The organism is Neorhizobium puerariae (genome assembly GCF_042429745.1).
GTDB classification, from domain to species: Bacteria; Pseudomonadota; Alphaproteobacteria; order Rhizobiales; family Rhizobiaceae; genus Neorhizobium; species Neorhizobium puerariae.
On the sequence record NZ_JBHMAA010000014.1, the window covers coordinates 262889 to 285209 of the forward strand.

Consider the following 22321-nt stretch of genomic DNA (forward strand, 5'->3'; position numbering starts at 1 on the left):
CGGATTTCTCATGGCATTGAGCTTCATCAAACGCGTCTTCACCTTCGGCAAGCCCGCCGAGGAGCAGGCACCCGAAGCGGAAAGGCCGGACGAGATTGCCGCCGTCGAGGCCGGGCAGCCGGAGCCGCGGCCCCACGACGAAGATTTGCCGGTCTCGCCCGTCGATCCGGTCGCTGCGACGGAGATCGAGACCGCCGGCGGTCCTTCGGCGGACGACGTTGCGGAAAACGTCGAGCTTTCCGAATCCGAGACCGAGGAAGAGGAAACGCTTCCGATTCTTCCCGATGCCGAAGACGCGTCCGATACCGGCGTGGCGCCGCTGTCCTTGCTGGAGGCGGAAGCCGAGGCCGGGCAAGCATCAGAGGTTCCTGCTGCGGATTTATCCACCTCTGCCGAGAATGGCAGCCGTGAGGTGCCCGCTCTCCCCAAAGGTTTCTCCACCGCGCTCCCCGAACCGGAACCCGTTGCCGCAGCGCCCGCTCCGAGACTCACCTGGTTCCAGCGCCTGCGCGCCGGTCTCGCCCGCACGTCGTCGCAACTGACGGGCCAGATCACGGCGCTGTTCACCAAGCGCAAGCTGGACGAGGATACGCTGGAAGAGCTGGAGGACCTGTTGATCCAGGCGGATCTCGGCGTCGAGACGGCGATGCGCATCACCGGCGCGCTGTCCTCGGAGCGCTACGGCAAGGATGTGACCGGCGAGGACGTCTCGCGGATCATGGCCGGCGAGATCACCAAGGTGCTTTCGCCCGTCGCCAAGCCGCTGCAGCTCGATCTCAATCACAAGCCGCATGTCATCCTCGTCGTCGGGGTCAACGGCACCGGCAAGACGACGACGATCGGCAAGCTGGCCGCGAAACTTTCCGGAGCCGGCCTCAAGGTCATGCTGGCCGCCGGCGATACGTTCCGTGCGGCTGCGATCGAGCAGCTCAAGATCTGGGCGGACCGCACCGGATCGGAATTCATCGGCACCAAGCTCGGCGCCGACGCGGCGGGGCTTGCCTATGACGCCTACGAGCAGGCGCGGGCCAACAAATCGGATGTGCTGATCATCGACACGGCCGGCCGCCTCCAGAACCGCACGGAGCTGATGGCGGAGCTCGAAAAAATCGTCCGCGTGCTCGGCAAGCTCGATCCGGATGCGCCGCATACCGTGCTGCAGACACTGGATGCGACGACCGGCCAGAACGCCATGAACCAGGTGGAGATCTTCCGCAACGTGGCGGGCGTCAGCGGCCTCATCATGACCAAGCTCGACGGTACGGCGCGCGGCGGCATTCTCGTCGCCATCGCCGCCAAGCACAAGCTGCCGGTCTATTTCATCGGCGTCGGCGAAGGCATCGACGACCTGGAACCTTTCGAGGCGCAGGATTTCGCCAAGGCTATTGCCGGTTTGACGCATTGATGACACAGAAAGACGATTTGGCTCTGTGAACAGCAGCCTTGAAGTGGGACCCATGCAGACGATCGAAAGCGACATCACGCCGACCAAGGAAGAAAAGCAGCATCCGATGCTGAAGCTCGCGCTGGAAATCGGCCCGCTTCTCGTCTTCTTCTTCGGCAACCTGCGTGGCGAATGGCTGGTCAACACGTTCCCGGCGCTTACGGCAATCGGCGGGCCGCTGCTCGTCGCGACGGCGCTTTTCATGGTCGCCACCGTCGTTTCGCTGGTCATCTCCAAGATCGTCTTCCATCATCTGCCGGTCATGCCCTTCGTCTCCGGCGTCGTGGTCCTTGTCTTCGGGTCGTTGTCGATCTGGCTGCAGGACGAAACCTTCATCAAGATGAAGCCGACCATCGTCAACTCGCTCTTCGGCGTGACGCTGCTCGCGGGCCTGATGTTCGGCAAGTCGCTGCTCGGCTACGTTTTCAATGCGGCGTTCCAGCTCGACGAGACCGGCTGGAAGAAGCTCACGTTGCGGTGGGGGCTCTTCTTCCTTTTCCTCGCGGTGCTGAACGAGGTCGTCTGGCGCAATTTCTCCGATACGGTCTGGGTCAACTTCAAGGTCTGGGGCACGATGCCGATCACCATTGCATTCACGCTCGCCCAGATGCCGCTCATCATGCGTCACACGGTCCAGGAACAGGCTGCGGAAACCGAGAAGTGACCACGGCCGAACTCTCCCCCCCCGGTTCCGCATCGAAGCGCTGGCTCCTCGGCGCCCTTGCCCTCCTGCTGCTGCAGATCGCCATTCTCCATGTCATGGGCCGCATTCCGATCTGCGAATGCGGTTACGTGAAGCTGTGGGAAGGTGGGGTGAACACCAGCGGCAATTCGCAGCACCTTTCGGACTGGTACACGCCGTCGCACATCATCCACGGCTTCCTGTTCTACGGTCTCGGCTGGCTCATCCTCCGCCGCGCGCCGCTGACGGCGCGGCTTTCGCTCGCGGTGCTGATCGAGGCGGCCTGGGAGATCGCGGAAAACTCGCCAATGGTGATCGACCGCTACCGCACGGCGACGATGGCGCTCGGTTACAGCGGCGACAGCATCCTGAATTCGGCCATGGACACCGTCTTCATGATACTCGGCTTTTTCGCCGCGGCGCGCCTGCCCGTCTGGCTGACGGTGGCGATCGCGATCTTCTTCGAACTGCTGACGGCCTATATCATCCGCGACAACCTGACGCTCAACGTGCTGATGCTCGTCTGGCCGGTCGACGCAATCCGGGAGTGGCAGGCGGCACTGCCCTGATCAGCCCCTTGCGGCCTTTTCGATCGCGGGCAGGAGTTCCTGCGTCAGGCTCCGCTCGTCGAAAGGCCCGACCCTCTTGTAGAGTATGGTCCCGTCCGGGCCGACCAGATAACTTTCCGGGATGCCGTAGACGCCCCAGTCAATCGCGGCCTTGCCGTTCGGATCGACGCCGATCGCGTTGTAGGGATTGCCGAGCTCTCCGAGGAAGCGCAATGCGTTGTCATTGCGATCCTTGTAGTTGATGCCGACGATTGTGAGTCGGCTATCGTTTGCCAGTTCCTTGAGGATCGGATGTTCCTGCCGGCAGGGCACGCACCAGGAGGCGAAGACGTTGACGAGCGTCAGCTTGCCGGTGATCGCCGCATCGGTCAGCGCCGCCGTACCGGAGCCTTCCAGAGAGGGAAGCGAAAGCGACGGCGCCTTCTTGCCGATCAGCGCCGAGGGGATGGCGGAGATGTCGCGGCCGTTGACGTCCTGGTCGTAGAGCATCTTGCCCGCCACGCCCGCAAAGCCCAGGAAGACGACGAGGGGAACCAGCGCCAGCGCGTAGCGCGCCAGCCCCTTGCGTTCCGCCGGCCTGTTTTCGGTTTCGACACTCATGCGCTGTCTCCCTGGGCTGCATCGCCCTGCGGCTTCTGCGGTGCGGAACGGCGGCGGATTCCGGAAGCTTCCAGTTCGGCCAGTTCCTTTTGGCGGGCGTGGCCGTCGAGCCATACCCAGCCGATGAGACAGAGGGTGATCAAAGCCGTGACGGCGTAGGCTGTCCCGATGTAGAAGGCATGCGTCATCATCTCACGCCTCCCGTCCCGCCAGACGCGCCGACATGCGGCGCTGGGCCGACACGCGGCGGCGCCAGATCTCGTTGCGCATCGCCATCACATGCAGGGTGAAGAAAAGCAGGGTGAAGGCGACCGCCATGACGAGAAGCGGCCAGAGAAATTCCGGGTCTATGGTCGGGCCGTCCATGCGGATGACACTCGCCGGCTGGTGCAGCGTGTTCCACCAGTCGACCGAGAATTTGATGATCGGAATGTTGACGAAACCGACCAGGATCAGCACGGCGGAGACGCGGGCGGCCCGGGAGGGATCGTCCATGGCGCGGTTCAGGGCGATGAGGCCGAGATACATCAGGAAAAGGACGAAGACGGAAGTCAGCCGCGCGTCCCATACCCACCATGTACCCCACATGGGCTTGCCCCAGAGCGAACCGGTGGCGAGCGCGATCAGCGTGAAGGCGGCGCCGAGCGGCGCTGCGGACCTGTGCGACACGTCGGCCAAAGGATGGCGCCAGACCAGCGTGCCGATCGCCGAGACGGCCATGACCGTATAGCACATCATCGACAACCACGCCGCGGGGACGTGGACATACATGATGCGCACCGTCTGGCCTTGCTGGTAATCGCCTTCGGTCGTGAAGCTCAGGTAAAGCCCGAGCGCGAAAAGGAGCGCGGTCAGGGCCGCCATCCAGGGCAATATGCGCGCCGCGAGCGCCAGGAATCGCGTCGGGTTGGCGAGATCGCTGAATTTCGTGATGGCGAGGCTTTCGGTCATGAACGCTTTCTAGTGCAGGACGCCAAGAATGTCTTGATTCTAGTCAATCACCGGCATTTCTCAAAGCCAATGCCGCGCCGAGCGGACCGAGCACGGCAAAAAACATCGTGATCGCCACCAATATCAGAAAAGGCGGCATAAAAGGGGCGGGGTCCTCGACCGCGGCGTAGGAAGCGCTGACACCGAAGATCAGGACAGGAATGGCAAGCGGCAGGACGAGGATCGAGACAAGCAGCCCGCCGCGGGGCAGCGCCACCGCAACCGCAGCGCCGACAGCGCCGATGAAGGTGAGGGCCGGCGTGCCGACGAGCAGGGTCAGCATGGTCGCTCCGATCGCAAGCTCGCTCATGTTCATGAAGAGGCCGAGCAGCGGCGAGGCGATGACCAGCGGCAGGCCGTTGCCGAGCCAGTGCGCCAGGCATTTGACCAGTACGGTCAGAACCAGCGGGTGCTCCTGCATCAGCAGCAGGTCGAGCGAACCGTCCTCCCGGTCCGTCTGGAACATCCGGTCCAGGCCGAGAAGGGCGGAAAGCAGCGCCCCGATCCAGACGATCGCCGGGCCGATGCGCGACAGGAGATTGAGGTCCGGCCCGACGCCGAAGGGAATGACCGCCACCACCGTCATGAAGAACAGGACGCCGATCAGCGCCCCGCCGCCGGCGCGTACCGAAAGTTTAAGGTCGCGAAGGAGGAGGGAGATCATTGTATCTGTTCCCCGGTGCGTTGATTACCCCCCTCTGCCCTGCCGGGCACCTTCCCCACAAGGGGGGAGATCGGCAAGGCGCGCCGGCTTCCCCGATCGTCTAACATGTGCTCCGGTGCGATAACTGGGCCGGCGGTCGGGGCGGCAATTGATAGCTTATATGGAGGGCGGGACCTTGCTGCTATCCGATCCCCCCCCTTGTGGGGGAGATGCCCGGCAGGGCAGAGGGGGGTGACGGGAGCGCAGGCAGGAGAATGAAAATGCGTCACCACCTCTCCTCCATCGTGCCCGCAAATCCCGTCATCCTCAGTTCCTTCGCATTCTCCAGCCCGAGCGGCTGGTGGGTTGCGGCGAGCACGATGCCACCTTCATCGAGATGCATCTTGATCAGGGTCGTGAAGACGGCTTCCGCATTCACGTCGAGCGCCGCGGTCGGCTCGTCGAGAATCCAGACCGGACGATAGGAGACGAGCAGCTTGGCAAACGCCATGCGGCGCTGCTGGCCGGCGGAGAGATAACCGAAGGGCAGGTGGGTGATTCCGCCGAGGCCGACGGCCTCGGCCGCCTCTCCGACAGAAACCCCTTTGCCACCGTCGAAATCGCCGAAGAAGTCCTTCCAGAAGGAGAGATTCTCGAAAACGGAAAGCTCCGCCTTCATGGCGTTCCGGTGGCCGAGATAGTGGCAGGCCTCGGCGGCGCGCATGCCCGATTCGGCCCTTTCGGAATTCCATGCGACGCGGCCCGTCTCCGGGCGCAGCAGGCCGGCGACGACGCGCAGCAATGTCGATTTTCCGGACCCGTTCCGGCCGGTCAGGACCAGAGCGTCGCCCGTTTTGAGGTCGAAGGAGATGCCCTTGAAAATCAGGTCTTCGCCGCGTCTTGCGCTCACATTTTCGGCCGCCAGCCGCATCGGAAGGACCTTCGTTAGCATTTTCATCATCTCGACCTAAAAAATTGTTCGAGATGGGGCTCATAGTGTCTGGAACCCTTCTTAGAAATTATCTATAAGCGGTGCAACCACGCCAGCGGCCGGCGTGACTTCCACCTAGCGCCGGACCTGAGGACCTCAAAAATCTTCTCGTGCGGACAGCGGAAATGGTCGCACCCGCATCCTATAGTGCATTCCAGTGCATAGGCGTCCGCACGCGCGTGTTGGCTCTTGATATCAGCGGGGTTGTTTTCCGTGACCAAATCTCTCGACAGCTTTAATTGTCGCTCCGTCCTTACCGTAGGCGGTAAGGACTATGTCTATTACAGCCTTCCGAAGGCAGAAGCGAACGGCCTTGCCGGCGTTTCCAAGCTGCCCTTTTCGATGAAGGTCCTGCTCGAAAACCTGCTGCGTTTCGAAGACGGCCAGTCGGTCACCAAGGAGCAGATCCTGTCCGTCGCCGAATGGCTGAACAACAAGGGTCTCACCGAGGCGGAAATCGCCTACCGTCCCGCGCGCGTCCTGATGCAGGACTTCACCGGCGTTCCGGCCGTCGTGGACCTCGCAGCCATGCGCGACGGCATCAAGGCGCTCGGCGGCGATGCGGAGAAGATCAACCCGCTCGTCCCGGTCGATCTCGTCATCGACCACTCCGTCATCGTCGACGAATTCGGCACTCCGCAGGCCTTCGCCAAGAACGTCGAGCTCGAATACGAGCGCAACGGCGAGCGTTACCGCTTCCTGAAGTGGGGCCAGCAGGCGTTCAAGAATTTCCGCGTCGTTCCGCCCGGCACCGGCATCTGCCATCAGGTCAACCTAGAATATCTCGGCCAGACGGTCTGGACCAAGGAAGAGGACGGCGAAACGGTCGCCTATCCGGATACCTGCGTCGGCACCGACTCGCATACCACGATGATCAACGGCCTTGGCGTTCTCGGCTGGGGCGTCGGCGGCATCGAAGCGGAAGCCTCGATGCTTGGCCAGCCGGTCTCCATGCTGCTGCCGGAAGTCATCGGCTTCAAGCTCACCGGCAAGCTGAAGGAAGGCGTCACGGCGACCGACCTCGTGCTCACCGTCGTGCAGATGCTGCGCAAGAAGGGCGTCGTTTCCAAGTTCGTCGAATTCTTCGGCCCGGGCATGGACAACATGCCGCTGGCCGACCGCGCGACGATCGGCAACATGGGCCCAGAATACGGCGCGACCTGCGGCTTCTTCCCGGTCGACGGCGAAACCATCAACTACCTCACCATGTCCGGCCGCACGCATGAGCGCATTGCGCTGGTCGAAGCCTATTCCAAGGCGCAGGGCATGTGGCGCGAGGGCGACGGTTCCGACCTCGTCTTCACCGACACGCTGGAACTCGATCTCGGTGACGTCGTTCCCTCGATGGCCGGCCCGAAGCGTCCGGAAGGCCGCATCCCGCTCGAAAACATCGCTTCCGGTTTCGCGACGTCGCTGGAAGGCGAATACAAGAAGCCCGGCCAGCTCTCCAACCGCTATGCGGTCGAAGGCACCGACTTCGATCTCGGCCATGGCGACGTGGCGATCGCCGCGATCACGTCATGCACCAACACGTCCAATCCGTCGGTTCTGATCGCCGCCGGCCTTCTTGCCCGCAATGCGGTCGCCAAGGGCCTGAAGTCCAAGCCGTGGGTCAAGACCTCGCTCGCACCGGGATCGCAGGTCGTCGGCGAATACCTCGCCAAGTCCGGCCTGCAGGCTGACCTCGACAAGCTCGGCTTCAATCTCGTCGGCTTCGGCTGCACGACCTGCATCGGCAATTCCGGGCCGCTGCCGGCGCCGATCTCCAAGACGATCAACGACAAGGGCCTCATCGTTTCGGGCGTGCTCTCGGGCAACCGCAACTTCGAAGGCCGCATCTCGCCGGACGTCCAGGCCAACTACCTCGCTTCGCCGCCGCTCGTCGTCGCCTATGCGCTGGCCGGCACGGTGCAGAAGGACCTGACCAGGGAGCCGATCGGCGAGGACCAGAACGGCAAGCCGGTCTATCTCAAGGACATCTGGCCGACCTCGCATGAGGTGCAGGAATTCATCCAGAAATACGTGACCCGTGAACTTTACGAAACCAAGTATGCGGACGTCTTCAAGGGCGATGCAAACTGGCAGGCGGTCAACGTGCCCGCGGGCGACACCTATGCCTGGGACAACAAGTCGACCTACGTGCAGAACCCGCCCTACTTCGTCGGCATGGGCAGACAAGGCGCCGGCCTGAAGAACATCAAGGGCGCCCGCGTCCTCGGTCTCTTCGGCGACAAGATCACCACCGACCACATTTCCCCGGCCGGTTCGATCAAGGCGGCATCGCCTGCTGGTGCATACCTCACGGAAAACGGCGTCGCCGTCGCGGACTTCAACCAGTACGGCACGCGCCGCGGCAACCATGAAGTGATGATGCGCGGCACCTTCGCCAATATCCGCATCCGCAACCACATGCTCGGCCCGAACGGCAAGGAAGGTGGCTACACCATCCACTATCCGTCCAAGGAAGAGATGTCGATCTACGACGCGGCCATGAAATACAAGGCCGAGGGTGTTCCGCTCGTCATCTTCGCCGGCGTCGAATACGGCAACGGTTCGTCGCGCGACTGGGCTGCGAAGGGCACCAACCTGCTCGGCGTCAAGGCCGTGATCGCGCAGTCCTTCGAGCGTATCCACCGTTCGAACCTCGTCGGCATGGGCGTCGTTCCCTTCGTCTTCGAGGAAGGCACGACCTGGGCTTCGCTGAACCTCAAGGGCGACGAGATCGTCGAGATCGACGGCCTCGAAGGCGACATCAAGCCGCGCGAATGGAAGATCGCCAAGATCACCTACGGCGACGGCTCGGTGAAGGAAATCAACATCCTTTGCCGCATCGATACGCTCGATGAGGTCATCTACATGAACAACGGCGGCATCCTGCAGACCGTTCTTCGTGACCTCGTCGCCTAAGCGACAAACGAAAGCATCCGCCGGAGTTCGTTCCGGCGGATGCCTTTTTCAATATGCTCCCCTTAACTTCTTGATGTAGATCAGGATTCGGATATTAGTCCGACCGGGCCTGAAGTCATCCTGATCCAGGGTCACCTGCCCTTGACCGTCGTCATCCTCATCGGAATGGCCGTTACCGTTTTCCTGACATCGCTGCTTTCGGGAATCTTCGGCATGGCGGGCGGGCTTATCCTGCTCTGGGTCCTGCTTTTCCTGTTTCCCGTCGGCACCGCCATCGCCATCCATGGGGTCATCCAGATGGTGTCCAATGGTTCGCGCGCCTGGTTCTCCCGCGCCTATATCGATTACAGGATTCTCGGCATCCTCGGCCTGGGTCTCTTGATATCCAGCATCGTGCTGCTGATCGTCGACTATCAGCCGGATATCATCGTCGTGTCGATTGCGATCGGATTGATGCCCATCCTCGTCTGGCTGCCGGTTTCCAAGCTGCAGCTCGACGCCTCCAGGCCGCATCACGCACTCGTCTGCGGATTGATTGCCGGGGCGTTGACCGTGGGCGTCGGCGTTTCGGGGCCGACCATCGATATCTTCTTCATCCGCACCCAGATGGACCGGCGCAAGGTGATCGCCACCAAGGCGGCGGTGCAGGTTGCGTCGCATGCGACGAAGGTGGCGTTCTACTGGAATGCCGCCTCGGCCTTGCCGCCTGCCGACTGGATCTCGATCCTGCTCGCCGCTCCCATCGCAATTCTCGGCGCACGGGCCGGCAACGGCATTCTGCAGAAGATGACGGATGCCAATTTCCGGGCCTGGACGCGCTGGATCGTCACCGGCGTCGGCGCCGTCTATTTCACGCAAGGTGTGTTGAGACTGATCTGATCCGGCTGCCGGTTGCGGGAGGTCCGGCGCGCAGGCAACCGTATCGGGCAAAGCCGATCAAATATCCGGTCCTCACCCCTTCGTGACTTTCTCTTGAGGGGGCGGGATGGTTACTTTCCGCCATCCCGAAGGTTGGCCGATGTCGATCCCCCTTGATCGGCGCGAGCAATCGTGAATAACAGATATCCTGATAAAAAGGTCAGCCATCCATGCCGTTCCGCTTCCGCTCCGTAGTCGTTCTTGCGGGCCTGCTTTATGCGGGCGCGGTGCTGGCGGGGGAAGTAAGGACACCGAAAGGCGTCGTCGAGCTCTTCACATCGCAAGGCTGCGCATCCTGCCCGCCGGCGGATACGACATTGCGCGATCTCGTGGCCCAGGGCGATGTGGTGGCCCTCTCCTATCATGTCGACTACTGGAATTATCTCGGCTGGGTTGACACGCTGAGCTCGAAGGAGAATACCGAGCGGCAATACGGCTATGCCAAGTCGCTTGGCCGCAGCGGCGTCTATACGCCCCAGGCCGTCATCAATGGCCGGGATCACGTCAAGGGCAGGGACCTGAGCGCGATAAACGACAAGGTCAAGGAGCTTGGCGACATCGGCAAGGGACTCATCGTGCCGGTGACCGCCGCCATGCGGGATGACGAGATCGAGATCGAGATCGGCGAGGGCAAAGGGCAGGCCGACGTGGTCGTGGCCTATTTCACCAAACGGCAGCAGGTGGAGATCACCAAGGGCGAGAACAGCGGCAAGACCATGGACTACTGGCATGCCGTCTATGACGTCCAGTCGGTCGGCACATGGAACGGCCAAAGCATGAAGCTGACCTTGCCCGGCAAGCTGATGGGCAAGTCGAAGAAGGACGGCTGTGCCATTCTGCTGCAGTCCTCCGGACCGGGCGGAGAGCCCGCGGCGATTCTCGGAGCCACGATCCTTATGGCCGGACGCAAGAAATACTGACCGTAACGGTCCGATTCTCCATCTTTTCCGGAAGTTGTCGGCGGCCCGGCCCAGGAACATTGGGGGGCTGGGGGTAAGGGTCAATGCCACCGGACCGGGCCATATGGCGCTAAGAAACGCGCCAACCAACATGCTCAATTTCGCTTCGAAATCGGGCACTGTTTTGTCCGAAATGGGGCAAGAATAAAAACTCACGGCAGCTATCCACAGCAATGGGAATGCCGGTTGCTCTTTCGAGCGCATTCCATTTAGCCTTGAAACGCTTCAAGCTCTCGGGCACACTGTCACATCTCCGACATTTGACGATTTGGGAGCCTTGATGACCGATCAGCCGGAATTGCCGGGAGGAGAAAGATCCCGGGAGACAACCGTCGTCGTCAACCTCAATGAATATAGGCAGAGCCTCGATCCCATTCCGGTGACGTTCCACCGGCGCGAGCTCGATGCGATCCTGAAAATCTACGGTCGCATGGTCGGTGAGGGGGAGTGGAAAGACTACGCGATCGACCACCTCAAGGACCGGGCGGTCTTTTCCATCTTCAAACGATCGGGGGAGATGCCCCTTTTCCGGATCGAAAAGAATCCCAGGCTGGCGAACAAGCAAGGCGCCTATTCGGTGCTCAACACGCACGGCATGATCCTGAAGCGCGGCCACGAGCTGCCGCAGGTCCTCAAAGTCTTCGACAAGGTGCTGAAGTTGATCGACTGATGCGGGACGCGGCTATTCGCTGAACAGCAGACCGGGATAGGCGGCAAGATCCGGGTTCGTCGTCTTGCCTTCGCCGAGCGCGATCTGCATCAGGACCGTGTCCAGCCATTTGTCGTGCTTGAAGCCCGTGCCTTTCAGCGTGCCGGCAAGCTCGAAGCCGAGGCCGCGATGCAGCGCCACGGAGGCAGGGCTCGCGCCGCCGATGACGGCCAGCATCTGCCGGAAGCCGAGTGCTTCGCTGCGGACAAGCAATTCCTTGAGGAGCGCCTTGCCGACGCCTTTGCCCCGCGCCTCGGGCGCGAGGTAGATCGAATCCTCCACGAGCCAGCGATAGGCGGGCCGGGTGCGGAAGGCGGACGCATAGGCATAACCGAGAAGCGTTCCGTCCTCGCCTTCCGCGGCAATGTAGGGATACCCCCTGGCCCTGATCCCTTCGAAGCGGCTCGTCATCTCAGCCTGATCGGGCGGGGTGATTTCATAGCTCGCCGTACCGTTGAGCACACTGTCGCGGTAGATTTCGGTGATGGCGGGAAGATCGGCGGAGGCGGCGTCGCGGAGGCTGAAGGTCATGGCGGAGGAGTTCTTGAGCGGGATGATCGAGCCTATGCCGCGGCAGCGAAGGGAGCAACAAAAAAGGCGGCCGGAAGGCCGCCTTCTTCGTATTCGTGTCCCGCATGCCTAGTTGTTGCGATTGCCAAGGAACTGCAGCAGGAACGTGAAGAGGTTGACGAAGTCGAGGTAGAGCGTCAGCGCGCCCATGATGGCCTTGCGGCCCATGACCGCGACTTCATCGCCGTCATAGTACATTTCCTTGATCTTCTGCGTGTCGTAGGCGGTCAGGCCCGCGAAGATCAGCACGCCGATCACGGAGATGGCAAAGCCCATCGCGGAGGACTGCAGGAAGATGTTGACGAGCGACGCGATGATCAGGCCGAAGAGGCCCATGATCAGGAACGAGCCGAAGCCGGACAGGTTCCTCTTGGTCGTGTAGCCGTAGAGCGACAGCGCGCCGAACGAGGCGGCGGTGACGAAGAAGGTCTGCACGATGCTCTGGCCGGTGAAGACCAGGAAGATCGAGGACAGCGACAGGCCCATCAGCGCGGCATAGACCCAGAAAGTCGTCTGGGCGGCGGCGACGCTCATCGAATTGATGCGGAAGCTCAGGAAGAAGACCATCGCCAGCGGGGCCAGCATGACAACCCATTTGAGCGGGCTGGTGTAGAGCAACTGGCCGAAAGCCGTAAGCTGGCCGTCGGCAACCGCCATCTGCCATGTCAGGAAGGCCGCTACGCCGGTGATCGCAAGCCCGAGCGCCATCAGGTTGTAAACCTTCAGCATATAGGCGCGGAGGCCCTCGTCGATCATCGCACCCGACTGGACGCGAGATTGCGCCATTCGGTTCTGGTAGTTGTTGAAGTCAGCCATTGTTTCCTCTTTAAGCTCCGGAATTACTCACGGTGTCGGGCCCCCTTCTATCAGACCCGGGCGCCGCTGCGGAGCTCCAGCAAGCCTATCCGCAAATATGATGCGATATCGCCTGACATACAAGGGGTTTAGCCGCCGAAAACGCAAGCCCGGGCGGCAATTCGGCAACCTGTGGGATATTCGGAGGGGAATTCGAACCCTCATGGCCGGCGAATATGCAACCCAAGGGTTCTCTCACAATTCGCGGAGCACGGGCGCGGCCTTTTGACCGAGGATGCGCCAGGTGCCTGCAAGACCTATCCCCACGGTGAGGACCAGGGAGACGACGAGGGTCAGGAGCGCGACGTCGGGCAGGAAGGTCGAGGGCATCTTCATGATCCGGCTGACCACGAACCAGGCCGAAAGGCCGCCGGCGATGAGCGCGAAAACGGCGGTCGCGGCGCCGAGGATCATATATTCGTAGCTGAAGGCGCGCATCAGCATGTTGCGCGTGCCGCCGAGGGTCTTGAGGATGACCGCGTCATGGGTGCGTGCGCGGTTGCCGGCCGCGAGCGCGCCCGAGAGGACCAGGATGGAGGCGACGAGGGCGACCGCGGCTGCGGCGCGGATGGCAGTGGCGAGCTGGCCCACGAGCTGGTCGACGATGTCGATCGCATCCTTCACCCGCACGCTCGTGATCGTCGGATAGGCGTTGGTCACGGCGCGAAGGATCGAGGCCTCCTGCTGGGCGGTTGCGGACGGGTCGGTGAGCGTGGCGAGCCAGGCATGCGGTGCGCCGCGGAAGGTGTTCGGCGAGAAGACCATCACGAAGTTGATGGAAAGCGATTCCCATTCCACCGCGCGAAAATTGGCGATGCGGGCCGTGATGTTGCGGCCAAGCACGTTGACCGTGACCGTGTCGCCGAGTTTCAGGCCAAGCTCTCCTGCCTCCTCCGCAGAAAAGGAGACGAGCGGCTCGCCGGAATAGTCCGCCGGCCACCATTCGCCGGCGGTCAATATGGAATTGACCGGCAGCTTTTCCTCGTAGGTGATGCCGCGATCCCCGCGCAGAACCCAGCGTCCGGCCGGCGGCACGTTCATCCGCGCCACGTCCTGCCCGTTGAAGGCCAGGATGCGTCCGCGCAGCATGGGCACCTGGGTCACCTCGCCCGCCGGTGATTGTTGTTTCAGGATATCGAGGAAACCGTTGCGTTCCGATCCCTGGATGTCGACGAAGAAGAAATTCGGCGCCTGTTGGGCGATCTGGCCCGTGAGCTGCCGGCGCATGTTGCCGTCGATCAGTGCCAGCGTGACGAGGAGCGCAAGGCCGAGGCCGAGCGACAGCACCACGGAAGGTGTGAGGGCGCCGGGCCTGTGGATGTTGCCGATCGCAAGCCTGAGTGCCGGGGAATTCACGCGCGGGCTTCGCCTCGCGAGGCCGGCGATCAGGGCGGCGACGAGCCGAAGCAGGATGAACGCGCCCGCGACCGCCGCAAGGAAGACCGAGGCGATGAAACGGTCCTCGGCGGACATGATCGACAGCGCGGCCAGCGCCGTGAGCGCCATGCCCGCGGCGAGAAGATAAGGCCAGGAAGGCAGTCGGGTATTGTCGAAACTCTGCTCACGGAAAAGCGCCGTGGCGGGCACTTCCCGGGCATGGCCAAGCGGCAGGATAGCGAAGGCGAAGGTGATCAGCAGGCCGAAAAGTGCGGCCAGCACCAGCGCCGAAGGATAGAAGGTCACGTCCTTCGGAACCGGCAGAACGCCTTCCAGGAATTGCAGCGCCACGAAGGGCGCCATGGCGCCGATGACAAGCCCCGCCACGATGCCGACCGCGGCCAGCATCATGATCTGGATGAGATAGATCAGCGTCACGACCGAAGCCGGAGCGCCGAGGCATTTGAATGTGGCGATCGTGGTGCGCTTGGCATCGAGGAAGGCGCGCACCGCGTTCGCCACGCCGACGCCGCCTACGATCAGCGCGGTCAGGCCGACCAGCGTCAGGAATTGCGAGAAGCGGTCGACATTCTCCGTCAGCGAGGGAGCCGCGCGATCGCTGGTGCGGATCGACCAGCCGGCGCTGGGGAACTCTCGGTTGGCACGCGCCTGCAGGGTCGAGCGGAGGGAAGGATCGTCGAGCCGCACCTTGTAGGCATGCTCGACCAGGCTGCCCGTGGCGATCAGGCCGGAGGCTGCGAGCGCATCGCGGCTGACGAGAAGGCGGGGAGCGAAGCCGAAGCCATCGGACAGCGCGTCGGGTTCGGCGGTGATCGCGCCGCGCAGGACGAGCCGGGCATTTCCGAGCAGGATCTGGTCGCCGTCCCTGATGCCGAGGCGTTCCAGGAGAAGAGGGGCTGCCAGCGCCCCGAACGTGCCGCCCTCGCTCGCAAGGAGGCCGGCAAGCGGCGCGGCAGGCTCCGATCCGAAGGCGCCGTAAAGCGGGTAGACGTCATCGACCGCCTTCACCTCCACCAGCGCCTGCTCGGAACCGTCCGGCTTGCGCGCCATGGAGCGCAGGCTCGTGGAAACGGAAACCGTTCCGAGGCTGTCGAGGAAGGAGCGTTCCTGTGCCGTGGCTTCCCGGTTGTTGAGCTCGAAGCGGATGTCGCCGGCGAGAATCTCCCGGCCCTGGCTGGCGATGGCATCGGTGATGGCACGGGAGACGGAATTGACGGCTGCGATCGCGCCGGTGCCCAGTGCGATGCAGGCCAGGAATATGTAGAAGCCCGTGAGGCCGCCGCGCAGTTCGCGCAGCGCAAGCCGGAAGGAAATGGAAAGGCGGGGCAGGGAGAGCCTCATGCGGAGACCATCTGGACCGGGGCAGGGACGGCGTTATCGCCGACGATCTCGCCGGAGCGGACGCGGATCTGTCGCGAGCAGCGGGCGGCAAGCGCATTGTCGTGCGTGACGAGCAGCATGGTCATGCCGCGTTCGGACTGTTTGGCGAACAGGAGATCCGCGATCTGCCGTCCTGTCTCCGTGTCGAGATTGCCGGTAGGCTCGTCGGCGATCAGCACCGAAGGCGATGGCGCAAGTGCCCGGGCAATCGCCACGCGCTGCTGTTCGCCGCCGGAAAGCTGGCCCGGATAGTGATTCAGCCGCTCGCCGAGGCCGACCGCCGTCAATTCGCGCCTCGCGATCTCGAAAGGGTTCTTGGTATTGGCGAGTTCGAGGGGTACGGCGACGTTTTCGAGCGCCGTCATGTTGGCGATGAGATGGAAGGACTGGAAGACGATGCCGATGTTGCGGCCGCGGAATTCCGCCAGGGCGTCTTCGGAAAGCGTATGAAGCGAAGCGCCGTCGATGACGATCTCGCCGCTGTCGAGGCGTTCCAGGCCGGCGAGCACCATCAGCAACGTCGACTTTCCGGAGCCCGAGGGGCCGACGATGCCAACCGCTTCGCCGGCGCGGATTTCCAGGTCGATCTTCTTCAGCACATGCACGGAGGCTGCCGAGCTGCCCAGCGTCAGATCGGCCTTCTTCAGCGTGATGATTGTTCTAGTCAAAGCGAACCGTCCTATATTAGGCGTGAAGCCGAACCCGAATGCCGCATTGCGGTAGCGCTCAATCTAGGAGACGGATCGTGAGTTTTAAAGCAAGCCTCCTTCACTTCATCGTCATGTCCATGCTCGGCTTCGCCGCATTTCCGGCAGCGGCGCAAGGCAGCGGAAATCAGGGCGGGCCGGTCCAGCTCGTCGGTTTCGGAGACAGCCTGATGGCGGGATACCAGCTTGCGCCCTCCGAATCCTACACGGCGCAGCTGGAAGCGGCGCTGAAGGCGAAAGGCCACGATGTCGTCGTCACCAATGCCGGCGTTTCGGGCGACACCACTTCCGGAGGCCTTTCGCGCATCGACTGGTCTGTGCCGGACGGCACGGAAGGGGTGATCCTCGAACTCGGGGCCAATGACGCCTTGCGCGGCATCTCGCCGGAACAGTCGGAGAAGAACCTGGATGCGATGATCTCGCGGCTGAAGGAACGCGGCATACCGGTCTTCCTGGTCGGCATCCTGGCGCCACCGAACATGGGCGGCGACTACGCGGAGCGGTTCAACCCGATCTACAGGCGGCTTTCGGACAAATATGGAATTCCGCTCTATCCCTTCTTTCTCGACGGCGTTGCAACCATCGCTGGCATGCAGCTCGATGACGGCATGCATCCGAATGCCAAAGGGGTGGCGGTGATGGTCGAAAAGACGCTCCAGCCTATCGAACGCTTCCTGGGGGAGATCGATACTACGGGAAAATAACAGCTTGCGCGGAACTTCATTGCATGATTCGCTGTTAGCGTCTGCAAAAGATTCGAGGAGGTCCCCATGCCGAGACTTTTCACCGCCCTCGAAATTCCGCGCAATGTGGCCATGAGCCTCTCCCTCCTGCGCGGCGGGCTTCCCGGAGCCCGATGGATCGATGTCGAGAACTATCACATCACGTTGCGCTTCATCGGAGATGTCGACGGCCGGACGGCCGACGAGATCGTCGACAGGCTGGACCGGATCGACCGGCCTGAATTCCAGGCAACACTGACCGGGATCGGTTCCTTCGGTTCGAAAAAACCGCATTCGATCTGGGCCGGAGTGGCTCCATCGCCCGAGATGTACGCGCTCCAGGCGGAAATCGAGCGGATCTGCCAGCGGATTGGCCTGCCCCCCGATCCACGGAAGTTCACTCCGCATGTGACGCTGGCTCGGCTCAAGAACTGCCGTCTGGACGACGTGGTGCACTACCTCTCCGGCCGCGGCAACTTCTATACCGCTCCGTTCACGGTCTCCCGTTTCGTGCTGCTGTCGTCGAAGGAATCGGTCGGCGGCGGACCCTATCTTACCGAAGAGGTCTTTCCGCTGCAGGACGTGAGCTATGGCCACTCCCATGCCGCCGATCTGGAGCCGGTGAAGGGCCTCCTTTAACAGGGAGGGAGCATTCACGATGAACTACGAGAAACTGGATGCGGCGGCTGCCGAACGCGAACTTACGTCCCTTGACGGATGGGAGTTGAAGCCGGAAGGCGACGCCATCTTCAAGAGCTTCGTCTTCGGAAATTTCATCGAAGCTTTCGGTTTCATGGCCGAATGTGCGTTGAGCGCCGAAAAGCTCAACCACCATCCGGACTGGTTCAACAGCTATTCGCGGATCGACGTGCTTTTGACCACGCATGCGACGAAGAGCCTGACCGACCGCGACTTCAAGCTTGCCCGCGCCATGGACAAGGCATTCCTGCGTCGCAATTGAACTTCATGGTCGAGAGCCCATATTGAATGGCGGCGCGAAAGATGCGCCGGGCGAACGGAGCGACCATGGACGACGTGAAGATCGGCGAGATTCTTCTGCCGGGTGACGAGGATACGCAGGACCGTCAGGAGCGGCAGGTCCGCGCCCGGTTCTGGCCGACCTTGAAGCGCGCCGTCCGGCAGGTCCCGTTCAGCCGCGATCTGGTCGCCGCCTATTACTGCGCGATCGATCCGCAGACGCCGACGGGCGTGCGCGGCGTGCTGCTCGCAGCGCTTGCCTATTTTGTCCTGCCGGTCGATTTCGTACCCGATTTTTTCGCCCTGGTCGGCTTCTCGGACGATCTCGCGGTGCTGGCCGCCGCCTTCCGGATGATCCAGGGACATATCACCGACCGCCACTACGAGGCTGCCGACCGGTCCCTGGCGGACAATCCGGACATGGGTGCCGGGGTGCGGAGCAGATAAAGCGGATGGCGGCGGACGCCCTCATATCTCCGGCGGTGGGTCCTTCAGCGCCCTGCGAAGACGCTCGAAGGCGAGCCTGATCCGTGACTTCACCGTGCCGAGCGGCAGGCCGGTGGAGGAGGCGATCTCCGAATGGGACTGGCCGAGGAAGAAGGCTGCCCGCACCAGTTCCATCTGCTCATCCGGAATCTGGGAAAGCGCCGCGCGCACGCGCTCGTCCCGCTCCTGTCTTTCGAACAGGGTATCGACGCCCGGCGTCTCGGCGACGGGAAGCATCGGTCCGTAGGCTTCCATGTTCCGATGTCTGGCGCGGCGCTGCGCATCGATGCGGCGATTGCGTGCGATGCGGAAAAGCCATGTGGACAGGGAGGATTGCGCGGGATCGTAAAGATGCGCGCGATGCCAGAGGATGGTCATCACTTCCTGCACCAGTTCCTCCGCCTCGTCCGGCTTCATCGAGCGCTTGACGAGCCAGGACTTCAGGCGCGGCGCGAAGTAATCGAACAGCGCCGTGAAAGCTGTCTGATCACGCTCATCAGCCACTGCCTTTGCCAAGCCGGCGAAGTGGTCTTTCTCGTCAAGGTCCATTTATTCTACGCAAACTTTTCCGATGAGATTCGCGTCATATTCGACCATTCTAATGTCATTGGAACAGTTAGGAAAAGGACAAACTCTTGCCCCAATCCTTGTGTCACTGGGGGCTGCAAAACGCATGAAATTCCCTGCCGGATGAGGCTCTTGGGGACCATTGCGAGGAGGATTCCGCGCAGGGTGGAGTGGCGGATCGGGACATTCACAGGATTCCAGCGGCACGATTGACGGTTTGGTAACCAGAATTAAGTCAAAATGAACCGAATCAGGATCAAGCTTGGCAAGGCTTGCCCGCTCGGGCCGTTGAAAGAAGACAAAACCGGCAGGAGACCATGTCTGTAAGAGTAATAGCAACCGCATTGGCATTGACGCTGGCGAGCGCCGGCGTCGCTTCCGCCCAGACGCCGAACCGCATCCAGCAGTTCAAGGCATGGGGTGCCTATTCCTACAAGTCGGGCAACAGCACCGTCTGCTACGTGCTGTCCGTTCCGACGACGAAGGAACCCGCCAGCGTCGATCACGGCGATATCTTCTTCATCGTTTCGCAACGCCCCGGCCAGAACATTTCCTACGAGCCGCAGGCGATGATGGGCTATGCCCTGCAGGCGAATTCCAAGGTGACCGTGACCATCGACGGTAAGAATTTCGTGATGTTCACCAAGGACAAGGCTGCCTGGGTCGAGAACGCCGCGGAAGAGCCGGCGCTGGTCGCGGCGATGAAGACCGGTCACAACATGAGCGTGAGCGCCGTCTCGGGCCGGGGAACCAAGACCTCCTATGCCTATTCGCTGTCGGGCATCTCCGCGGCGCTGAAGCAGATCGAAGCCTGCAAGTAAGCCCCGTTCCGCGGCGCGATTTCGTGAAGGCCGGTCATCGACCGGCCTTTCGCCTTTTGGGAAGATAGTGACGCGGCGGCAATTTGATGATAAAGCCGCGCCCGACGATGGTCCGGCGCTTGAATTGCCTTCCGGGCCGATCCGGATTTCACAGACAGACATGCCTTTCCTCCCGCGGCAAGAGCGCGGGACTGGGCCATGTATCGACGGGATAACAAGATGTCGGTTTCCGAGGCCGTGATGGCCCCCCTCAAGACGCCGCTCGTGCCGCGTCCCGACCTGATGAGCGGCAAGCCGTCGCTGATCGGCCTCACGCGCGAGGCGATGGCGGACGCCTTGAAGGAAAAGGGCGTGCCCGAGCGGCAGGTGCGCATGCGCGTCAGCCAGCTCTGGCACTGGCTCTATATACGCGGCGTTTCCGATTTCGACGCGATGACCAATGTGGCCAAGGACATGCGGGAAATGCTCAAGGCGCATTTCACCATCTCCCGCCCGGAAATCGTCGAGGAACAGGTCTCCAACGACGGCACGCGCAAATGGCTGCTGCGCTTCCCGCCGCGCGGGGCGGGCCGTCCTGTGGAGGTCGAGACCGTCTATATTCCGGAGGAAGGGCGCGGCACGCTCTGCATTTCGAGCCAGGTCGGCTGTTCGCTCACCTGTTCCTTCTGCCACACCGGCACGCAGCGGCTGGTGCGCAACCTGACGGCCGAGGAAATCCTCGCCCAGCTGCTGCTGGCGCGCGACCGGCTGGGCGATTTTCCAGGCACCGACACGCCGCCCGGCGCCTTCGTGCCGACGGGCGAGCGCAAGATCACCAATATCGTCATGATGGGCATGGGCGAGCCGCTCTACAATTTCGAGAACGTCAAGACGGCCTTGCTGATCGCCTCCGACGGCGATGGCCTGTCGCTCTCCAAGCGGCGCATCACGCTCTCGACCTCCGGCGTGGTGCCGGAAATCTACCGGACCGGCGAGGAGATCGGCGTCATGCTGGCGATTTCGCTGCATGCGGTGCGCGACGAATTGCGCGACATGCTGGTGCCGATCAACAAGAAGTATCCGCTGAAGGAACTCATCGAAGCCTGCCGCAAATATCCGGGGCTTTCGAACGCACGGCGCATCACCTTCGAATATGTGATGCTGAAGGACGTCAACGACAGCCTGGAAGACGCTAAGGCGCTGATCCAGTTGCTCAAGGGCGTTCCGGCCAAGATCAACCTGATCCCGTTCAACCCCTGGCCCGGTACGAACTACCAGTGTTCGGACTGGGCGCAGATCGAGAAATTCGCGGATTTCATCAACCAGGCGGGTTACGCCTCGCCGATCCGCACGCCGCGCGGCCGCGACATCCTCGCGGCCTGCGGTCAGCTCAAGTCGGAATCCGAGCGCATGCGCAAAACCGAGCGGCTTGCCTTCGAGGCGATGATGATCGCCGGCCACGGCGAGGACGATTGAGAAGGAAGCCGGCCAGGGCCAGGCCGGCTTTTTCCTATCTTGCCTGGGTGAAGAAGATTTTCGCCGCGAAGATCGAGAAGACGCCGGCGAAGGTGTAGTCGATGCCGCGCAGGACTTTCGGGTTGGCCTGCAGCCAGCCCGCCAGCCAATCGGCCGCGAGCACGACGATCAGGTTCACCGGCATGCCGATCACGATGAAATAGATGCCGAGGAAGATCAGCTTGCCGGTCACGGACGGATCGCCCGCCGTGACGAATTGCGGCAGGAAGGTCATGAAGAAGATGATGACCTTGGGATTGAGGATATTCACCCAGAAGCCGGTCGCGACATTGGCGAGCGTGCTGCTCTTTGTACCCTCGACCTTTTCCACGGAGAAGCTGGAGCCGAAGCGGATCGCCTGGATCGCGAGCCAGAGAAGATAGGCCGCGCCGCCGGTCTTCAGGATGAAGAACGCGGCCGGCGAAGCCGTGATCAGCGCCGAGATGCCGAAGGCGACCAGCAGCGTGTGGCAGACGACGCCGAGGCTGGTGCCGAGAACGACGAAAAGTGCGGGACGCCGGCCTTGCGCGAGTGCCCGGCCGATCGACAGTGTCATGTCGGGTCCAGGCGTCAACGCCAGAAGCAGGCCGGCGGCGGTGAAGGCAAGGAGGGTCGCAAGGCTCGGCAGGAAATCCATGGGTGTGCTCGAATAGCCGGATAACGGGATGCACCATTTATCCGGCTTTCGAAGCTATGCCAATCTAAAGCCTGTCGCGTGAAAAAAGATTCACGCGACAGGCTTTAGATGGTTGTTTCATGCATGTCGTTGCCGCAAAACCGCTGTACGCTTTTGCGCGACATGCATTAGTACTACAGTTGCGTTTGATTTGAAATCATGATTCACTTCCCGCATTTGACGGGAGGGAGTTGAATGTCGGTTGCGAGTTGGTCCGGGTCGGTTCTGGCGTGGCATCGTGATCTCGATGCCTTG

At 62.3% G+C, this 22321-nt stretch carries 24 protein-coding genes; 13 read left to right on the forward strand and 11 right to left on the reverse strand.

Going from position 1 to position 22321, the window contains the following annotated elements; all coding sequences use genetic code 11:
• Positions 1 to 10: 10 nt before the first annotated feature.
• The 3 genes from ftsY to ACFFP0_RS13105 are packed head-to-tail and all read left to right on the forward strand — an operon-like array spanning position 11 to position 2695.
• Positions 11 to 1405 carry a signal recognition particle-docking protein FtsY gene (ftsY, locus tag ACFFP0_RS13095; RefSeq protein WP_377261225.1) on the forward strand — a complete coding sequence of 465 codons (1395 nt, stop codon included), beginning with the start codon at positions 11 to 13 and terminating at the stop codon, positions 1403 to 1405.
• Positions 1406 to 1457: 52 nt separating this feature from the next.
• Entirely contained in the window at positions 1458 to 2108 is a 651-nt protein-coding gene (locus tag ACFFP0_RS13100; protein WP_377261228.1) for a septation protein A, read from the forward strand.
• Positions 2105 to 2695: a DUF2585 domain-containing protein gene (locus ACFFP0_RS13105; RefSeq protein WP_377261230.1), complete on the forward strand. Its 591-nt coding sequence runs from the start codon at positions 2105 to 2107 to the stop codon at positions 2693 to 2695. Before ACFFP0_RS13100 ends, ACFFP0_RS13105 begins: the two co-directional genes overlap by 4 nt.
• On the opposite strand, the gene ACFFP0_RS13110 is transcribed toward ACFFP0_RS13105, so the two are convergent.
• From ACFFP0_RS13110 to ccmA, 5 genes are all read right to left on the reverse strand, one after another.
• Positions 2696 to 3295, reverse strand: coding sequence for a DsbE family thiol:disulfide interchange protein (locus ACFFP0_RS13110; protein WP_377261233.1), 600 nt, complete (start codon positions 3293 to 3295; stop codon positions 2696 to 2698). It abuts the gene before it with no gap.
• Entirely contained in the window at positions 3292 to 3483 is a 192-nt protein-coding gene (gene ccmD, locus ACFFP0_RS13115) for a heme exporter protein CcmD (protein WP_377261308.1), read from the reverse strand. The genes ACFFP0_RS13110 and ccmD overlap by 4 nt, the downstream gene beginning before the upstream one ends.
• Before the next feature lie 4 nt (positions 3484 to 3487).
• The gene (locus tag ACFFP0_RS13120; RefSeq protein WP_377261235.1) at positions 3488 to 4246 is read right to left on the reverse strand and encodes a heme ABC transporter permease; all 759 of its coding nucleotides are present in this window, start codon (positions 4244 to 4246) and stop codon (positions 3488 to 3490) included.
• Positions 4247 to 4289: 43 nt separating this feature from the next.
• Positions 4290 to 4949, reverse strand: coding sequence for a heme exporter protein CcmB (gene ccmB / locus ACFFP0_RS13125; protein ID WP_377261238.1), 660 nt, complete (start codon positions 4947 to 4949; stop codon positions 4290 to 4292).
• A 265-nt stretch (positions 4950 to 5214) separates the two neighbouring features.
• Positions 5215 to 5859, reverse strand: coding sequence for a heme ABC exporter ATP-binding protein CcmA (gene ccmA, locus ACFFP0_RS13130; protein ID WP_377261310.1), 645 nt, complete (start codon positions 5857 to 5859; stop codon positions 5215 to 5217).
• Positions 5860 to 6132: 273 nt separating this feature from the next.
• Between ccmA and acnA the strand changes: the two genes are divergently transcribed.
• From acnA to ACFFP0_RS13150, 4 genes are all read left to right on the forward strand, one after another.
• Complete coding sequence (gene acnA, locus ACFFP0_RS13135) at positions 6133 to 8826, forward strand: aconitate hydratase AcnA (protein WP_377261240.1); 2694 nt, start codon at positions 6133 to 6135, stop codon at positions 8824 to 8826.
• A 141-nt stretch (positions 8827 to 8967) separates the two neighbouring features.
• Positions 8968 to 9705 (forward strand): TSUP family transporter, encoded by a 738-nt coding sequence (locus ACFFP0_RS13140; RefSeq protein ID WP_377261242.1) that lies wholly within the window; start codon positions 8968 to 8970, stop codon positions 9703 to 9705.
• A 209-nt stretch (positions 9706 to 9914) separates the two neighbouring features.
• Positions 9915 to 10664, forward strand: a complete 750-nt coding sequence (locus tag ACFFP0_RS13145; RefSeq protein ID WP_377261245.1) for a DUF1223 domain-containing protein — start codon at positions 9915 to 9917, stop codon at positions 10662 to 10664.
• A gap of 319 nt (positions 10665 to 10983) precedes the next feature.
• The gene (locus ACFFP0_RS13150) at positions 10984 to 11373 is read left to right on the forward strand and encodes a DUF2794 domain-containing protein (RefSeq protein WP_377261248.1); all 390 of its coding nucleotides are present in this window, start codon (positions 10984 to 10986) and stop codon (positions 11371 to 11373) included.
• Between the two features lie 12 nt (positions 11374 to 11385).
• Here the strand turns inward: ACFFP0_RS13150 and ACFFP0_RS13155 are convergent, their stop codons facing one another.
• The 4 genes from ACFFP0_RS13155 to ACFFP0_RS13170 all read right to left on the reverse strand — a co-directional run bounded on the left by ACFFP0_RS13155 (position 11386) and on the right by ACFFP0_RS13170 (position 16283).
• A complete protein-coding gene (locus ACFFP0_RS13155; protein WP_377261251.1) occupies positions 11386 to 11943 on the reverse strand; it encodes a GNAT family N-acetyltransferase in 558 nt (185 codons plus the stop codon).
• A 108-nt stretch (positions 11944 to 12051) separates the two neighbouring features.
• Complete coding sequence (locus ACFFP0_RS13160; protein WP_377261253.1) at positions 12052 to 12798, reverse strand: Bax inhibitor-1/YccA family protein; 747 nt, start codon at positions 12796 to 12798, stop codon at positions 12052 to 12054.
• A 234-nt stretch (positions 12799 to 13032) separates the two neighbouring features.
• Positions 13033 to 15576, reverse strand: coding sequence for an ABC transporter permease (locus ACFFP0_RS13165; protein ID WP_377261255.1), 2544 nt, complete (start codon positions 15574 to 15576; stop codon positions 13033 to 13035).
• Positions 15573 to 16283 carry an ABC transporter ATP-binding protein gene (locus ACFFP0_RS13170; RefSeq protein WP_377261257.1) on the reverse strand — a complete coding sequence of 237 codons (711 nt, stop codon included), beginning with the start codon at positions 16281 to 16283 and terminating at the stop codon, positions 15573 to 15575. The genes ACFFP0_RS13165 and ACFFP0_RS13170 overlap by 4 nt, the downstream gene beginning before the upstream one ends.
• A gap of 77 nt (positions 16284 to 16360) precedes the next feature.
• On the opposite strand from ACFFP0_RS13170, the gene ACFFP0_RS13175 reads away from it, so the two are divergent.
• From ACFFP0_RS13175 to ACFFP0_RS13190, 4 genes are all read left to right on the forward strand, one after another.
• Positions 16361 to 17026, forward strand: a complete 666-nt coding sequence (locus tag ACFFP0_RS13175) for an arylesterase (protein WP_377261259.1) — start codon at positions 16361 to 16363, stop codon at positions 17024 to 17026.
• A gap of 66 nt (positions 17027 to 17092) precedes the next feature.
• On the forward strand, positions 17093 to 17683 hold the full coding sequence (gene thpR / locus ACFFP0_RS13180) for an RNA 2',3'-cyclic phosphodiesterase (protein ID WP_377261261.1): 591 nt from the start codon (positions 17093 to 17095) through the stop codon (positions 17681 to 17683).
• A gap of 19 nt (positions 17684 to 17702) precedes the next feature.
• Positions 17703 to 18005, forward strand: a complete 303-nt coding sequence (locus tag ACFFP0_RS13185) for a 4a-hydroxytetrahydrobiopterin dehydratase (RefSeq protein WP_377261263.1) — start codon at positions 17703 to 17705, stop codon at positions 18003 to 18005.
• Between the two features lie 65 nt (positions 18006 to 18070).
• On the forward strand, positions 18071 to 18469 hold the full coding sequence (locus tag ACFFP0_RS13190) for a YkvA family protein (RefSeq protein WP_377261313.1): 399 nt from the start codon (positions 18071 to 18073) through the stop codon (positions 18467 to 18469).
• Between the two features lie 21 nt (positions 18470 to 18490).
• Here the strand turns inward: ACFFP0_RS13190 and ACFFP0_RS13195 are convergent, their stop codons facing one another.
• Positions 18491 to 19057 carry a sigma-70 family RNA polymerase sigma factor gene (locus ACFFP0_RS13195; RefSeq protein ID WP_377261265.1) on the reverse strand — a complete coding sequence of 189 codons (567 nt, stop codon included), beginning with the start codon at positions 19055 to 19057 and terminating at the stop codon, positions 18491 to 18493.
• Positions 19058 to 19392: 335 nt separating this feature from the next.
• Here ACFFP0_RS13195 and ACFFP0_RS13200 point away from each other — a divergent pair, with 335 nt between their 5' ends.
• On the forward strand, positions 19393 to 19896 hold the full coding sequence (locus ACFFP0_RS13200; RefSeq protein ID WP_377261267.1) for an invasion associated locus B family protein: 504 nt from the start codon (positions 19393 to 19395) through the stop codon (positions 19894 to 19896).
• A gap of 219 nt (positions 19897 to 20115) precedes the next feature.
• A complete protein-coding gene (gene rlmN / locus ACFFP0_RS13205) occupies positions 20116 to 21351 on the forward strand; it encodes a dual-specificity RNA methyltransferase RlmN (protein WP_512699791.1) in 1236 nt (411 codons plus the stop codon).
• Positions 21352 to 21385: 34 nt separating this feature from the next.
• On the opposite strand, the gene ACFFP0_RS13210 is transcribed toward rlmN, so the two are convergent.
• Positions 21386 to 22027 (reverse strand): LysE family translocator, encoded by a 642-nt coding sequence (locus ACFFP0_RS13210; RefSeq protein WP_377261270.1) that lies wholly within the window; start codon positions 22025 to 22027, stop codon positions 21386 to 21388.
• Between the last annotated feature and the right edge of the window lie 294 nt (positions 22028 to 22321).

Excerpts from the sequence above, each read along its gene's own strand:
- ftsY (WP_377261225.1), top strand. The coding sequence starts at position 11 with ATGGCATTGAGCTTCATCAAACGCGTCTTCACCTTCGGCAAGCCCGCC.
- ACFFP0_RS13100 (WP_377261228.1), top strand. The coding sequence starts at position 1,458 with ATGCAGACGATCGAAAGCGACATCACGCCGACCAAGGAAGAAAAGCAG.
- ACFFP0_RS13110 (WP_377261233.1), bottom strand. The coding sequence starts at position 3,295 with ATGAGTGTCGAAACCGAAAACAGGCCGGCGGAACGCAAGGGGCTGGCG.
- ccmD (WP_377261308.1), bottom strand. The coding sequence starts at position 3,483 with ATGACGCATGCCTTCTACATCGGGACAGCCTACGCCGTCACGGCTTTG.
- ACFFP0_RS13120 (WP_377261235.1), bottom strand. The coding sequence starts at position 4,246 with ATGACCGAAAGCCTCGCCATCACGAAATTCAGCGATCTCGCCAACCCG.
- ccmB (WP_377261238.1), bottom strand. The coding sequence starts at position 4,949 with ATGATCTCCCTCCTCCTTCGCGACCTTAAACTTTCGGTACGCGCCGGC.
- ccmA (WP_377261310.1), bottom strand. The coding sequence starts at position 5,859 with ATGCGGCTGGCGGCCGAAAATGTGAGCGCAAGACGCGGCGAAGACCTG.
- ACFFP0_RS13145 (WP_377261245.1), top strand. The coding sequence starts at position 9,915 with ATGCCGTTCCGCTTCCGCTCCGTAGTCGTTCTTGCGGGCCTGCTTTAT.
- ACFFP0_RS13150 (WP_377261248.1), top strand. The coding sequence starts at position 10,984 with ATGACCGATCAGCCGGAATTGCCGGGAGGAGAAAGATCCCGGGAGACA.
- ACFFP0_RS13155 (WP_377261251.1), bottom strand. The coding sequence starts at position 11,943 with ATGACCTTCAGCCTCCGCGACGCCGCCTCCGCCGATCTTCCCGCCATC.
- ACFFP0_RS13160 (WP_377261253.1), bottom strand. The coding sequence starts at position 12,798 with ATGGCTGACTTCAACAACTACCAGAACCGAATGGCGCAATCTCGCGTC.
- ACFFP0_RS13165 (WP_377261255.1), bottom strand. The coding sequence starts at position 15,576 with ATGAGGCTCTCCCTGCCCCGCCTTTCCATTTCCTTCCGGCTTGCGCTG.
- thpR (WP_377261261.1), top strand. The coding sequence starts at position 17,093 with ATGCCGAGACTTTTCACCGCCCTCGAAATTCCGCGCAATGTGGCCATG.
- ACFFP0_RS13185 (WP_377261263.1), top strand. The coding sequence starts at position 17,703 with ATGAACTACGAGAAACTGGATGCGGCGGCTGCCGAACGCGAACTTACG.
- ACFFP0_RS13190 (WP_377261313.1), top strand. The coding sequence starts at position 18,071 with ATGGACGACGTGAAGATCGGCGAGATTCTTCTGCCGGGTGACGAGGAT.
- ACFFP0_RS13195 (WP_377261265.1), bottom strand. The coding sequence starts at position 19,057 with ATGGACCTTGACGAGAAAGACCACTTCGCCGGCTTGGCAAAGGCAGTG.
- ACFFP0_RS13200 (WP_377261267.1), top strand. The coding sequence starts at position 19,393 with ATGTCTGTAAGAGTAATAGCAACCGCATTGGCATTGACGCTGGCGAGC.
- rlmN (WP_512699791.1), top strand. The coding sequence starts at position 20,116 with ATGTCGGTTTCCGAGGCCGTGATGGCCCCCCTCAAGACGCCGCTCGTG.
- ACFFP0_RS13210 (WP_377261270.1), bottom strand. The coding sequence starts at position 22,027 with ATGGATTTCCTGCCGAGCCTTGCGACCCTCCTTGCCTTCACCGCCGCC.